This is a genomic window from Roseinatronobacter sp. S2 (assembly GCF_029581395.1).
Classification (GTDB): Bacteria; Pseudomonadota; Alphaproteobacteria; order Rhodobacterales; family Rhodobacteraceae; genus Roseinatronobacter.
Genome location: NZ_CP121113.1, coordinates 3,064,643 through 3,078,522, shown reverse-complemented (window position 1 = coordinate 3,078,522; position 13,880 = coordinate 3,064,643). Strand labels below are relative to the sequence as shown.

Below are 13,880 nucleotides of genomic sequence, written 5' to 3'. Positions count from 1 at the left end.
GCGGCTTCGTGGCCCGCATATGTTCAGCATTGTGCCGCAAATAATTGCACCCAATATGCGCCCTGTGCGCGCCCGACCCCTACCAATGTCAGGCGCGGGTCAAGAATATTGCGCCGGTGTCCACTTGATCGCAGCCAGACACGCATGACATGGGGCACATCGCGCTGACCTTTGGCAATGTTTTCAGCGGCGCGACAAATCCCCTTGACCTGCGCGTTTGCCAGCCGGTCCATCATGCCCGCGCCGTCCGGACTGTCATGGCTGAAATACCCGCGTCTGGACATGTCGCAGGCGTGATCTTGTGCAATCCGTGTCAGTTCTGACGACAGGACAAATCTGGCCAAGCCTGCACGGTCGCGTTCGCGGTTCAGGGCATCCAGATGAATGCCGAGTTCTTCATCGACAGGCACCGGGCATGCGGTCGCAGATATGCTCAGGCATCCCAGCCAGAAAATGACGAGCAGCTTCAGTTTTACCAAGTGATTACCCTGCCTTTTCATTGCAGACATTCCCGAGGGACAAGATAAATCAACACCGTGAACATTGTGTGAACAAAACAGCTTGACCCGCCATTATTCTGGGATATGTCCTACCTTCCATGTGTAGCCCTGTCCTTGTCTGGTTCAAACGCGATCTGCGTCTTCATGATCATCCCGCGCTGGTGGCTGCGGATTCATATGTGCTGCCTGTTTACATCATCGAACCCGAATATTGGGCATTATCTGACACATCCGGGCGGCAATGGGCGTTCACCGCCCAATGCCTGCACAGTCTTCGAGAGGAACTGGCGCGCCTTGGTCAGCCGCTTGTCATTCGCATGGGGGACGCGGCGCAGGAACTGGCGCGGCTGTGCCAACGCCATAGTGTAACGCGGATAATCAGCCATGAAGAAACCGGCAATGGCTGGACATATGCGCGCGACCGGCGTGTGGGGGCATGGGCGCGCGGCGCGGGCGTCGAGTGGCTGGAATTGCCGCAATCGGGTGTGGTGCGCCCGCTGAAATCGCGTGATGGCTGGCAAAGGCTGCGCGCGCAATTCATGTCCCTGCCCGTCGTGGACCCGCCGCAAGCCCTGGCCCCCGTGCAGCCCGAAATTGCCACGCTACAGCATTTGCCGGATGCAAAGGCCTTGCGCCTGAAACCCGACCCCTGCCCAAGCCGCCAGCGTGGCGGGCATCAGGCCGCAACCCATACCTTGCAGACATTTCTGGAAACGCGCGGGCAGGGGTATCGGGCGCAAATGTCGTCACCGCTGACGGCGGAACGTGCCTGTTCGCGATTGTCACCCTATCTGGCGTTGGGGGTTTTGTCTGTCCGCGAGGTCGAGCATGCCCGCCAGCAGGCGCGTGCAGATCATGCAGGGCAGGGCGGCTGGGCGGCCGCGTTCACCAGCTTCGGCAAGCGTTTGGCATGGCGGGACCATTTCATCCAGAAACTGGAAGATGAACCGCAGCTGGAAAACCTGTGTCTGCATCCGGCGCATGAGAAATTGCGCCCGCGCGGGCAAAATCAGGACCTTTTGCAGGCATGGGCGCAAGGAGAAACCGGCATTCCCTTTGTCGATGCCTGCATGCGCTATCTGAATGCCACCGGCTGGCTGAATTTCCGCATGCGCGCAATGCTGATGTCATTTGCCAGCTATCATCTTTGGCTGGACTGGCGTGATACCGGCCCGCATCTGGCGCGGATGTTCACGGATTATGAACCGGGGATTCACTGGTCGCAATGCCAGATGCAATCGGGCACCACAGGGATAAACACGATACGGATTTACAATCCCGTCAAACAGGGGCTGGACCACGACCCTGACGGGCGTTTCATAAAGGCTTGGGTGCCTGAATTGGCCAATGTGCCCCAGTCGCATATTCACACACCCTGGACCTGGCCGGACGGGCGGCGCGCATTGGGGCAGCGATATCCCGCGCCGGTTGTCGATCTGGCGCAGGCAGGAAAATTCGCGCGTGACACACTTTGGGGGCTGCGCAAACAGGCAGGCTTTCAGGACGTGGCGCAGGCGGTTGCCTATAAACACGCATCGCGTGCGCGCGGAAGTGACCGCAGCAGCGCGGCGTCCCTGCGTCAGGCGGCTACGCGTCGCCGCAAGGAAGACCCCGCACAGTTGCGGCTGGATTTGTGACATGGCCCGTATGCGCCGTAAACCGGACTTGCCGCAAAAGATTTGCGCCACATGCGGGCGACCATTTGCGTGGCGCAAGAAATGGGCGCGCGTCTGGCAGGATGTGCGGTATTGTTCGGACAGATGCCGCGCGAGCAAGCCGCAGCCGCGCCCCCCGGATCAGTGACGCATGATACTGGCATGCGCCTTGCGCCATGCCGTGGGTGGCTGGCCGGTTTGCTGCGCGAAAGCGCGGGCAAAATATCCGGCCGTGGAAAACCCAAGCCCGCGCGCAATATCTTGGACGGGCACTGTCGTTTCGGACAGCATGCGGCGCGCTTCATACAGGCGGCGGTCCTGTAGAAGCGCAAGTGCGGTGCGCCCGCAACTGGCGCGGCAGGCGCGGGTCAGATGTGTGGGTGTGACGCCCAGTGCGGTCGCATAATCCGAAATATTCAGTGAAGATCCGAATTCGCGTTCCAGAAGTGCCGTGTAGCGCGCGGTTAGCCGTTCATTGGCATTGCGTGGTCCGGCCTGGGCGGTATCTTTCACTTGTTCCGCACGGTGTCGGTCCAGCCAGACGGACAGCAAACCCACCTGACATAGTGCCGCGCGTTCGGCCAGCGGGCGCCCGCCGTCCAGTTCGCGGTGAATGGCATCGATGATCTGCCCTACTTCGGACTGGTGGCCCCCTTCGCGCAAGCGCAGATGCAAGGGAATATCCGGTAGGCTAAGGCCATGGCCATGACCGAAGTAAATTGCCATGCCCTGCACGCGCGTCATCACCTGAAAGTTGAACATGACGCCCGCAGGTATGAAAATCGCGTTATGCGGGTGAAACCCGCGCGCACTGCCCGCGATGGAGATGCGCCCTTGCCCATGGGTGAACCAAAGAAACAGCGGCTCGTTCAGGGCGCGCAGTGTTTCCAGCTGCCATTTCGGGCTGTTGGCCAGTTTTGCCAGCGATTTCATCCGCAGGCGTGACGGTTGTTCAGGTATTTGCATCATGCGTCATCTGTCCCCCAAGACCTTGGCGACAGTAAGACCGAAGCGGCGCAGGAAAAGGAAAATCGGTCACGCATATGTGTCAGATCGGCCAGTTTTCTGACCGGCGTGGCAATTCAGTGACTCTGACTTTCGGGTGAAATTGCGTTTATGGCAGGGAAATCCAGCCTTGCATCCGGTTGCGAAACCATGTGCGCTGCCGCTTGGCATACTGGCGCGTGGCAAGTTTAGCGGCATCAATGGCATCTGACAACGAAATCTGGTCTTGCAGATGGGCAATCAGCTCTGGCGCGCCGATCGCTTTGGTCCAGGGAGCGCCCGGCGTCCAGTGCGGCAGCACCGCGCGCGCTTCATCCAGCGCGCCTGCTGCAATCATCTGCTCGAACCGCGAATCGATTCGGGCGTTCAGCCAGTCTTTGGGGGGGCGCAGCACATAGGGTGTCGTGTTGTGAAGGAACAGCAGGGGGGGCGGGGTGTCGTCTTGCCAGTCGGCCAGCCCGCGTCCGGTGGTGCGCAACACTTCCCATGCGCGCTGAATGCGGGCGGGGTTGGCCGTGTCGATCCGTGCAGCCGTTGCCGGATCGAGTTCGGCCAACAAGGCATCGGCCCCATTTTCTGCCAGGTGCCGGTCTGCTTGCGCGCGAATTTCGGCAGGCGTTGGCGGAATTTCGACCAGCCCTTCGGTCAGCGCCCGAAAATACAGCCCCGTCCCCCCCACGATGACGGGGTTGGGGTGGCGCGCCAGCAGCGGTTGCACAGCGCGCAGCCAATGTCCCACCGACCAGTCCTGCCCGCGCGAAACGCATCCATACAGGAAATGTGGCGCTTGTGCGATTTCATGCGCGTCAGGGCGCGCACTAAGGGTGTGCCACATATCATAGACCTGCAACGCATCGGCATTAATGACAACACGCCCCTGCGTGCATGCCAGCCAAAGTGCCAGCGCCGATTTTCCGCTTGCTGTTGGGCCTGCCAGTAACACGGGCCGCGTCACATCCGGCGGTTGCGCCTGCAACTTTAACAGCGCATCGCGCGAAGGGTCGGTCATTTCCTGCATCTCTGCCCGCTTTCACATTGAACCTGCGCCCGTTTTCCGACATTTTGCTGCGTGATGAAAGCGCCCTGCCGTAAGTTGCTGCCGCACCCGCCAAAAAAAGGATTGCCCCATGAGTGATGTCCCAGAAACCCGCACCACCTATAAACGCGTGATGCTGAAAATTTCGGGCGAGGCGCTGATGGGGGATCAGGGCTATGGCCTGCACCCGCCAACCGTCGCGCGCATCGCGCATGAAGTCAAATCGGTGCATGAAATGGGCGTCGAAATCTGCATGGTCATCGGCGGCGGCAATATCTTTCGCGGGTTGCAGGGGTCCGCACAGGGGATGGAACGCACCACCGCCGATTATATGGGCATGCTGGCCACGGTGATGAATGCGCTGGCCATGCAGGCCGCGCTGGAAGATCTGGGCGTCTTCACCCGTGTTATCAGCGCCATTCCGATGGATCAGGTCTGCGAGCCGTATATCCGCCGCCGCGCGGTGCGACATCTGGAAAAAAAGCGCGTGTGCATTTTTGCGGCGGGCACCGGCAACCCCTATTTTACCACTGACACCGCCGCCACATTGCGCGCCAATGAAATGGCCTGCGAAGCTATATTCAAGGGCACCAAGGTTGACGGGGTTTATGACAAAGACCCCAAGAAACACGCCGATGCACGCCGTTTTGACACCATCAGTTTTGATGATGTTTTGGTAAAGCATTTGCAGGTGATGGATGCATCCGCCATTGCGCTGGCGCGCGACAATCACCTGCCGATTATTGTGTTTTCGCTGGATGAACCCGGCGGATTTAGCGGCATTCTGCGCGGGGAAGGGACATATACCCGCGTTTCGGACTAACGGGATTGTCAACACGGGCTTACAAAGCTGCGGTGTTGGCGATAGAAGACGGGTAGCTTGCTGCATCATGCGATGCTGGCCCAGTGACAGGGAAAACGAAGATGTCAGAAGAGATTGAGATTGATCTGGATGATCTGAAGCGCCGCATGGATGGTGCGATGGGCGCATTGAAGACCGAATTTGCGTCATTGCGGACAGGGCGGGGGTCGGCATCGATGCTGGAACCCATCATGGTTGAAGCCTATGGCCAGATGACGCCCATCAATCAGGTCGGCAGTGTCAACGTGCCCGAACCGCGTATGGTGACGATCAATGTCTGGGACAAGGGCCTTGTCGGCAAGGTTGAACGCGCAATCCGCGAATCCGGTCTTGGCATAAACCCGCAGTTGAACGGCACTATCATCATGCTGCCAATTCCCGAGCTGAACGAAGAACGCCGCCGCGAGCTGACACGCGTTGCCGCGCAATATGCCGAGCACGCGCGCGTGGCCATCCGCAATGTGCGCCGCGACGGTATGGACCAGATCAAGAAGGCAAAAGCCGCCGGCATGTCCGAGGATGAGCAGAAACTCTGGTCTGAAGAAATACAGGACCTGACCGACAGCTATATCGTTCATGTTGATAAGGCCCTGGATGGCAAGCAGGAAGAAATTATGCAGGTGTAGTCCGGTCATACGCACTGGAGGGTTCCAGTTGTGAAGGGTTTTGATGAATGATGTTCGACAAGTCAGCCCAGTCAGGCCGTGAATGTCCCGCGCCGTTGCGGGATCTGCATGTTGCAGTGATCATGGACGGGAACGGGCGCTGGGCGCAAAACCGCGGTTGGCCGCGTCTTGTCGGGCACCGCAAAGGGGCCGAACAGGTGCGCAAACTGGTCGAGGTATGCCCCGAACTGGGCATCCGCTATCTGACGCTTTACGCCTTTTCGACAGAAAACTGGAAGCGGTCCACCGAAGAAGTGCTTGGGCTGATGTCCCTTTTCGCCCGCTACATCCGTCGCGAAGCGGGCCGCATGAAGCGCGAAGGCGTGCGCTTGCGCTTTATCGGCGACAGGTCGCGGCTAGATGATGACTTGCAGGCGCTTATTCAGTGGATCGAAACCGAAACCGCAGGCAATGACAGGGTGCATTTGTCGGTTGCGCTGAATTACGGTGGCCGTGATGAAATCGCGCGCGCGTCACGCGCAATGGCGCGCGATGTGGCGGCAGGCAAGCTGGACGCTGATGAAATAAACGACAACGTCCTGTCGCGCTATCTGGATACGCGCGATCTGCCGGACCCTGATCTTGTTGTGCGCACATCGGGGGAATTCCGTGTGTCGAACTTTCTTCTGTGGCAGGCGGCTTATGCCGAATATGTTTTCACGCCAACACTTTGGCCTGATTTCAGCCCCAAGACGATGGAAAACATCCTGAAAGATTTTTCCTTGCGCGAGCGGCGCTTTGGCGGGGTTAAAGTATGAGTGCTGCAAGTTTCAGCGACCTGCGGGCGCGTGCCCTGTCGGGGCTTGCCATGGCGGTGGTTGGTGTTGCTGCCGTCTGGGCGGGCGGGTTTGCGTTTGAACTTCTGGTCTACGTCCTGACCGGGCTGATGATCTGGGAACTGACCCGGATGCTGGACCCTGCCGCCCCCTTCGGCAAGGCCGAAGGCGCAGGGTTTACGGCTGCGGTCGCGCTGTGGGTGTTTTCCGCGAAACTGACAGGGGAACTGGTTCTGGGGGCACTGGTGCTGGCTGTGGTGTTGCTGGCATGGCGATTCCCGAAGGACAGGGGTATTGCGGCGGCCTATCTGGCACTGATCCTGTTTGCGGGGCTTGGCCTTATCGTGCTGCGCAATGTCTATGGCTGGGAATGGGTGCTGTGGTTGGTACTGCTGGTCATCGGGTCCGATGTGGCGGGGTATTTTGCAGGCCGCATCCTTGGCGGGCCGAAGCTGTGGCCGCGTGTCAGCCCGAAAAAAACATGGTCGGGCACGATTGCGGGCTGGGCTGTCGCGGTCGTGATCGGTTGGGCGTTCATCGGGGTGCTGGGTGGCGGTGCCGGTTTGGTGGTTGTGTCGGTTCTGGTCGCGATGGCGGGGCAGGCGGGCGATATTGCCGAAAGCGCGATCAAACGCCATGCGGGCGTGAAGGACAGCTCGAACCTTATTCCCGGTCATGGGGGCGTGATGGACCGCTTTGATGCCATGATTGCAGCGGCGTTGATGGTGCTGTTCCTGACTGAAACCGGCCTGATGGCGTTGGCGTTTTCGCAAACGGCAGGGGTCTGATGTGAGACGGGTTTCTGTGTTCGGGGCCACTGGGTCCATCGGTGAGAGCACGTTTGATTTGCTATCGCGCCGTTCCGATATTCAGGTTGTAGCGCTGACGGGTGGACGCAATGTCACACGTCTTGCACAACAGGCGCGGGCTTTGCAGGCCGATATTGCGGTGACCGCCTATGACGATTGCTATCAGGGATTGCAGGACGCGCTGGCCGGAAGCGGGATTGCCGTTGCGGCAGGAACACAAGCCCTGATCGATGCCGCCGACAGGCCCACGGACTGGGTCATGTCCGCAATCGTGGGCGCTGCGGGACTGGTGCCGGGATTTCGCGCCTTGTCCCAAGGGGCCACGCTGGCGCTGGCCAACAAGGAATCGCTGGTGACAGCCGGGCCGTTGATGCTGGCTTGTGCCGCGCAGCATGGCGGGCGTATCCTGCCTGTAGACAGCGAACATTCCGCCGTTTTTCAGGCGCTGGCCGGCGAAGACATCAGTGCTGTCGAACGTGTTATCATCACCGCATCGGGTGGTCCGTTCCGATGCTGGACCAAGGGGCAGCTGGAAGCGGCCACACTGGCGCAGGCGCAGGTTCATCCAAGCTGGTCCATGGGTCAGCGCATCACCATCGATTCGGCCAGCATGTTCAACAAGGCGCTGGAATTGATCGAAACGCGCGAATTCTTTGGCCTTGATCCGGCGCAGATCGAAACCGTCCTGCATCCGCAATCCATTGTGCACGCCATGGTGGGCTTTCGGGACGGGGCGATGATGGCGCATATGGGCATGCCCGACATGCGCCATGCCATCGGATATGCGCTGAACTGGCCTGAACGTGCGGCATTGCCGGTGCCACGGCTGGATTTCGCAACCCTGCGCCAGCTGGAATTTGAAGCGCCGGACCCCGACCGTTTTCCTGCCTTGCGCATTGCGCGCCATGTCATGGAATTGCGCGGCCATGCGGGCACGGCATTCAACGCCGCCAAAGAAGTGGCACTGGATGAATTTATCGCAGGGCGTATCGGTTTCATGGATATGGCGCGGCTGGTGGATCGCACGTTGGACAAGCTTATATCTGACAGCGGGTTGACAGCGCCGGTGCGCGCGCTTGAAACCGTGCAGGCAATGGACCAAATGGCAAGAGCGACAGCGCGCGAACTGGTTTCACGCATGTCCAAAGGAAACTAAGCGCCGCCCTGCTCGGCGCGACAAAGGGGAAAGCACTTGGATCTGATCGGGTTTCTGCCCAGTTTTGGCAATTTTTTCTATACGATCGCTGCGTTTGTGGTGGTGCTTTCGGTTATCGTGGCTGTGCATGAATACGGGCATTATATCGTCGGGCGCTGGTCGGGTATTCATGCGGATGTGTTTTCCATAGGCTTTGGTCCGGTTCTGGCCAGCCGCAAGGACCGGCGCGGCACTGTCTGGCAGGTTGCTGCAATTCCGCTTGGGGGCTATGTCAAATTCGCAGGCGATGCAGATGCCGCATCCGGCAAGGATGCGGATGCAATGTCGGCCATGAACGAACGCGCGCGCCGCCGCACCATGCATGGTGCCCCCCTTTGGGCGCGGTCGGCAACTGTGGCAGCGGGTCCGATTTTCAATTTTATCTTTTCGTTCTTTGTATTTGGCGCATTGATTATGGTGCAGGGCGTTGCCGTCGATGAACCTATCGTGGGTGAAATCACGGCCCTGCCAGCGCAACCCTTCGAGTTGGAACAGGGTGATCGCATTCTGGCCGTCGAAGGGGTCGAGACTGCGACATTGGGCGACTTTCTGTCCGCGGCCGAAACCTTGCCTGCGCAGGCCGTGCTGGATTACCGCGTGGACCGCGACGGGCGTGTGCTGCAAGTGACCGGCCCGCACCCGCAACCGCCGCTTGCCGGATCGGTGGCGCTGCAATCCGCAGCACGCGAGGCGCGCATGCAAACCGGCGATGTGATTACCGCCATCAACGGCACGCCCATCGCTACCTTTCGCGAATTGCGCGAACTGGTTGCCGAATCCGGCGGGGCCGCGCTGGATCTGACTGTCTGGCGCGATGGCGATTTGCTGGATCTTACACTGGTGCCGCGCAGCACGGACCTGCCCTTGCCCGATGGCGGGTTTGAAACCCGGTATCTGATTGGCCTGACATCAGGGGGCGTGTTTGAATATGCAACACAAACCCCAGGCGTGACCGATGCCGCAACCATGGCGGCAACCCAGATCTGGCGCGTGCTGCGCACCTCGGTCGAGGGGTTGTATTACATGGTTCTGGGGCAGATCAGCACATGCAACCTGTCCAGCCCGATCGGGATTGCCGAAGCCTCGGCTGCGATGGCCAGTGACGGGGTGTTCGAGTTGATCTGGTTCATTGCGGTTTTGTCCGTGGCGATCGGGTTTTTGAACCTGTTTCCAATTCCGCCGCTGGATGGCGGGCATCTGGTGTTCTATGCCTATGAAGCCATCATGCGGCGCCCCGCGGATGACAGGGCAGTGCGCGTGCTTATGGCGATAGGGTTAACGCTGGTTCTGACACTGTTTGCCTTTGCATTGTTTACGGATTTGACATGCTGAGTTGACATGCCGTGCAAATGGGGTGGGGTCGCTCGGCGCAGCCATTGTGCCGACACGGCAATGCCCCATTCGCGCCCAATTCTTCTGAAATACGATATGAAATCAGGAGGCTCGGATGGCATATATCGACAGTGAACTGGAAAACGTCCGTATCGTTTGGCAAACCATTGCTGACCGGGTGCTTGTCATCGGGTTAATTGTGGCAGGTATGGCGTTGGCGGGCGGGGTGTCCATCTATCTGGGGTATACACCCCAGGAAATTGTCCCACCGCGCTAAGCGTTGCAAATTTTCCCCGATTTCCGAAAGCGTGCGCCTGTCGCACGCTTTTTCGCGTTTCGCACTGCTCTACAAGCAACACCATTACACCAAGATGAATTCGGGCTGCGATTGCTTTGACTCTTTTGTCTTTAGTCGCTAGGCAGTGAACTAACAATAATGCGGAAATACGGGGCCGGATATGCGCGGAATTCATGGGATGCTGCCGTCGCAAACAAGGGATGGGGGCGCGAATGCGCACTTCTTTGCTGCGGTGGTTTTTTGTCTTTTTTCATTGGTAAATTTTGCGTTTGTTGCGCCTGCACAGGCGCAGAATTTCCAATTTTCTAGTGTTGCGATTGACGGGAATGTGCGGGTGGATGATTCCACCATCATCGGACTTGCGGGAATCAGGCCCGGTCAAAGTGTGAGTGCGGCACAGATAAACGCAGCCGTATCGCAATTGTCGGGGTCCGGCCTGTTTGAAGACGTATCGGTCGAACCGCGTGGAAACACGCTGGCCATTACTGTGCAGGAATATCCGATCATTGGTGTCGTGAACTTCGAAGGCAACCGTCGTCTGGATGATGATGTGATTGCCGAAGTGGTGCAAACAACCGCTGGCCGCGTATTGTCCCCGTCGACGGTAGAAGCCGATGCGCGTGCCATCGCCGAATTATATAACCGCCGTGGCCGCACTGCTGTTGAAGTGACGCCCGAAGTTCTGCCGCGTGGCAACAACCGTGTCGATCTGGCTTTTGTCATCCGCGAAGGCAACGTCGTCGAGATTGAGCGTATTTCGTTTGTCGGCAACAGGGCGTTTTCAAACTACCGCCTGCGTCAGGTTCTCAGCACCAAACAGGCAGGCATACTGCGCCTTATTATCCAAAGTGATACATTCATTGCCGAACGTATTGCGCTGGATCGCCAGCTTCTGACAGATTTCTACCTGTCGCGCGGCTATGTTGATTTTGAAATCCTGTCGGTCACGCCAGAAATTGCACGCGAACGCGACAGGTTCTTCCTGACCTTCAACATGCGCGAGGGTCAGCAATACCGCTTCGGCAATGTTACCGTCGTCAGCGAGGTCGAGGGGATCAATGCCGCCGATTACGAAGGCGATGTGCAAATTCCGGCAGGGGCGCTTTTTACCCCCAACACGCTGGATCTGAATATTGCACGACTTGAACAGCGCGCCGAACGGCAGGGGCTGCGATTCATCCGTGCAGAACCGCGCTTCACCCGCAACAACCGCACGCAGACGATTGATGTCGAATTCGCCCTTGTGCGCGGTGAACGGATATTGGTTGAACGGATCGACATTCAGGGCAACACGACCACGCAAGACCGCGTCATTCGCCGTCAGTTCCGGTCCGCCGAAGGTGACCCGCTGAACCCGCGCGAAATTCGCGAAGCGGCAGAACGTATTCGTGCGCTTGACTACTTCTCGGACGTGTCGGTCGAACCGCGCGCTGGCAGCGCCCCCGACCAGGCCATTCTGGATGTCGAGGTTGAAGAAACCACGACAGGCTCGCTTGGCTTCTCGGTCAGCTATGCTGCAAGTGAAGGCATTGGTTTCGGGATCAGCTTTTCGGAGCTGAACTTCCTTGGCCGTGGGCAGGAAGTGGCCGTTGCGTTTAACGTGATCAAGGGATCGCGCGACATTTCGCTGTTCTTTACCGAACCGGCACTGTTTGACCGTGACCTGTCCTACACGCTGGGCATCGGGTATCAGGAAACGTCGTCGTTGAATTCCAATTTCGACACGCGCGAGGCGTTCCTGCGAAACTCTCTTACCTTCCCGGTCAGCGAATTCGGCCGTCTGCAAGTGCGTCAGGGTCTGGTGATGGACCGTCTGCGCGGGCTTTCTAGCGATTCTTCTGAGCGTATCCGTCTGGACGAAGATGCGGGCACAGCCGTGACCGGATCGCTTGGCTATACCTACAGCTTCGATACGCGCAAGGTTGGCATCGACCCGACACGCGGGATGGTTTTCAGCTTCTCGCAGGATTTCGGTGTTGGCAACCAAAGCCGTCGCTTCGTGAAAACCGAAGCCCGCGCTGGCTATGAAATGGCTGTGTTTAATGAAGATGTGACCCTGACAGGTGATGTGCGTGCCGGGATGCTGCATATGGTCAACGGCAATTCGCGCTTCCGCGAACGGTTCCAACTGGCCAACGTGATGCGCGGTTTCCGCCCCGGTGAATCTGGTCCGCGCGATTTTGGCGCGAAAAACGAAGACGTGCTGGGTGGCAACCGCTATTTCGTGGCGTCTGCCGAAGCGCGCTTTCCGCTGGGAACACCTGAAGAATACGGCCTGTCCGGCGGTGTCTTCGCGGATGTCGGTTCTGTCTGGGGTGTGGATGGCACGACGGGCCTTGCAGGTGTCGACATGTTCGATTCAACCGGCGAGAATTCCAACAGGATGCACCTGCGCGCCACTTTGGGTGTGTCGCTGTTCTGGGACAGTCCCTTGGGTCTGTTGCGGTTCGACTTCTCGCGGCCACTTCGCAAGCGTTCCTATGATCGCGCGCAGAATTTCGACTTCACGATCGTTTCGAGTTTCTGATGATGCGGCCCGATTGGGTCTTGGCATGGATCGGGGCGGCAGGCATTCAGCTTGCCGCCCCCGCCTTTGCGCAGGGCATGCAAGGATTTTCCCTTGGGCAAACCTTTGACGAGGCCGCGCCGACACTTCAACTGCGCACATTGAATGAAGAACGCCTGTTTCGCGATTCCGATTTCGGGCAGCGGGTCGAGGCTGAAATCGATGCGGCATCGCGTGCACTGGAAGCTGAAAACGAAGAGTTGATGGAGCAACTGACCACGCGCGAGCTGGAACTGACCGAAGCGCGCCCCGATATGGCCCCGGCAGACTTTCGGGCCGAAGCCGAAGACTTTGACCGCGAAGCCGAAGCGATCCGCCGGTCTCAGGCCGAAAAGCGCCAGCGTCTGAGCATGTATGAAGACGCCGAACAGCGACGCTTCTTTCAACTGGCCGCCCCGGTTTTGCAACAGGTATTGGTCACCGAAGGCGCGCAGGTGCTGATTGATTCGCGCGCCGTCATTATTGGTGTGTCGGGCATGGACATGACCGAACCGGCCATCACAGCGCTGAATGAAGAGATAGGTGATGGCACCCCCTCTCCGAATCCGCTGCGCGTGCCCTGAAAATGGGCGTGCCGGGCCGCTTGTCACGCGGGCTCCAGCTTGGTAAATCAGCGCAAATTTGGCTGCATCCCGCAGTGGTGGGGCGTTCAGGCCGCGAGCAAAAGTGAAGGAAGCCTTATATGACCGACCACGCGCACCCGCAGGACCACATTGTCCCGACAGAGGCCGACCTTGCCACGATCATGAAGATCATTCCGCATCGGTATCCTTTTTTGCTGGTCGACAAGGTGCGCGATGTGGTGGCGCGGCAATCTGCGGTTGGCATCAAGAATGTCACCTTTAACGAGCCGCATTTTCAGGGCCATTTCCCGGGTGCGCCCATCATGCCCGGCGTTACAATCGTCGAGGCAATGGCGCAAACCGCGGCCGTTCTTGTGGGCCTGTCCGTGGGCTTTGGCGACAAGGCCCCGCTGGTTTATTTCATGTCCATCGACAAGGCCAAGTTCCGGCGCAAGGTGGTGCCCGGTGATGTGCTGGAATTGCATGTGCAGGTCAAGCGCGGGTCCACCAAGATCTGGAAGTTCGAAGGCGTGGCCAAGGTGAACGGACAGGTCGCGGCGGAAGCCGAATTCGCCGCGATGATCGATGCCAGTGCAAAGTCCGCTGAATGAGTGCGGG

At 59.0% G+C, this 13,880-nt stretch carries 15 protein-coding genes; 12 read left to right on the top strand and 3 right to left on the bottom strand.

Annotated features, from left to right (window positions below):
- Nucleotides 1–23: 23 nt before the first annotated feature.
- Nucleotides 24–479 (bottom strand): CAP domain-containing protein, encoded by a 456-nt coding sequence (locus tag P8S53_RS14860; protein WP_277804752.1) that lies wholly within the window; start codon nt 477–479, stop codon nt 24–26.
- 119 nt (nt 480–598) lie between these two features.
- Between P8S53_RS14860 and P8S53_RS14855 the strand changes: the two genes are divergently transcribed.
- Both P8S53_RS14855 and P8S53_RS14850 read left to right on the top strand, forming a co-directional pair.
- On the top strand, nt 599–2,137 hold the full coding sequence (locus P8S53_RS14855) for a deoxyribodipyrimidine photo-lyase (protein ID WP_277804751.1): 1,539 nt from the start codon (nt 599–601) through the stop codon (nt 2,135–2,137).
- Between the two features lies 1 nt (nt 2,138).
- The gene (locus P8S53_RS14850) at nt 2,139–2,303 is read left to right on the top strand and encodes a DUF2256 domain-containing protein (protein ID WP_306417812.1); all 165 of its coding nucleotides are present in this window, start codon (nt 2,139–2,141) and stop codon (nt 2,301–2,303) included.
- Here P8S53_RS14850 and P8S53_RS14845 read toward each other — a convergent pair.
- Both P8S53_RS14845 and miaA read right to left on the bottom strand, forming a co-directional pair.
- Entirely contained in the window at nt 2,297–3,124 is an 828-nt protein-coding gene (locus P8S53_RS14845) for an AraC family transcriptional regulator (RefSeq protein ID WP_277804750.1), read from the bottom strand. The genes P8S53_RS14850 and P8S53_RS14845 overlap by 7 nt on opposite strands.
- 145 nt (nt 3,125–3,269) lie before the next feature.
- Nucleotides 3,270–4,169 carry a tRNA (adenosine(37)-N6)-dimethylallyltransferase MiaA gene (gene miaA / locus P8S53_RS14840; protein ID WP_277804749.1) on the bottom strand — a complete coding sequence of 300 codons (900 nt, stop codon included), beginning with the start codon at nt 4,167–4,169 and terminating at the stop codon, nt 3,270–3,272.
- A gap of 118 nt (nt 4,170–4,287) precedes the next feature.
- Between miaA and pyrH the strand changes: the two genes are divergently transcribed.
- From pyrH to fabZ, 10 genes are all read left to right on the top strand, one after another.
- Complete coding sequence (pyrH, locus tag P8S53_RS14835; protein ID WP_277804748.1) at nt 4,288–5,019, top strand: UMP kinase; 732 nt, start codon at nt 4,288–4,290, stop codon at nt 5,017–5,019.
- Between the two features lie 101 nt (nt 5,020–5,120).
- Entirely contained in the window at nt 5,121–5,684 is a 564-nt protein-coding gene (gene frr, locus P8S53_RS14830; protein WP_277804747.1) for a ribosome recycling factor, read from the top strand.
- Nucleotides 5,685–5,731: 47 nt separating this feature from the next.
- Entirely contained in the window at nt 5,732–6,481 is a 750-nt protein-coding gene (gene uppS / locus P8S53_RS14825) for a polyprenyl diphosphate synthase (RefSeq protein WP_277804746.1), read from the top strand.
- Entirely contained in the window at nt 6,478–7,287 is an 810-nt protein-coding gene (locus P8S53_RS14820; protein ID WP_277804745.1) for a phosphatidate cytidylyltransferase, read from the top strand. The genes uppS and P8S53_RS14820 overlap by 4 nt, the downstream gene beginning before the upstream one ends.
- Nucleotide 7,288: 1 nt before the next feature.
- Entirely contained in the window at nt 7,289–8,464 is a 1,176-nt protein-coding gene (gene dxr, locus P8S53_RS14815) for a 1-deoxy-D-xylulose-5-phosphate reductoisomerase (RefSeq protein ID WP_277804744.1), read from the top strand.
- 36 nt (nt 8,465–8,500) lie between these two features.
- Nucleotides 8,501–9,835 (top strand): RIP metalloprotease RseP, encoded by a 1,335-nt coding sequence (gene rseP / locus P8S53_RS14810; protein ID WP_277804743.1) that lies wholly within the window; start codon nt 8,501–8,503, stop codon nt 9,833–9,835.
- A 115-nt stretch (nt 9,836–9,950) separates the two neighbouring features.
- On the top strand, nt 9,951–10,112 hold the full coding sequence (locus tag P8S53_RS14805) for a hypothetical protein (protein WP_277804742.1): 162 nt from the start codon (nt 9,951–9,953) through the stop codon (nt 10,110–10,112).
- Between the two features lie 199 nt (nt 10,113–10,311).
- Entirely contained in the window at nt 10,312–12,660 is a 2,349-nt protein-coding gene (gene bamA / locus P8S53_RS14800; RefSeq protein ID WP_277806720.1) for an outer membrane protein assembly factor BamA, read from the top strand.
- Nucleotides 12,660–13,262: an OmpH family outer membrane protein gene (locus tag P8S53_RS14795; protein WP_277804741.1), complete on the top strand. Its 603-nt coding sequence runs from the start codon at nt 12,660–12,662 to the stop codon at nt 13,260–13,262. Before bamA ends, P8S53_RS14795 begins: the two co-directional genes overlap by 1 nt.
- A 119-nt stretch (nt 13,263–13,381) precedes the next feature.
- A complete protein-coding gene (fabZ, locus tag P8S53_RS14790; protein ID WP_277804740.1) occupies nt 13,382–13,873 on the top strand; it encodes a 3-hydroxyacyl-ACP dehydratase FabZ in 492 nt (163 codons plus the stop codon).
- Nucleotides 13,874–13,880 lie beyond the last annotated feature (7 nt).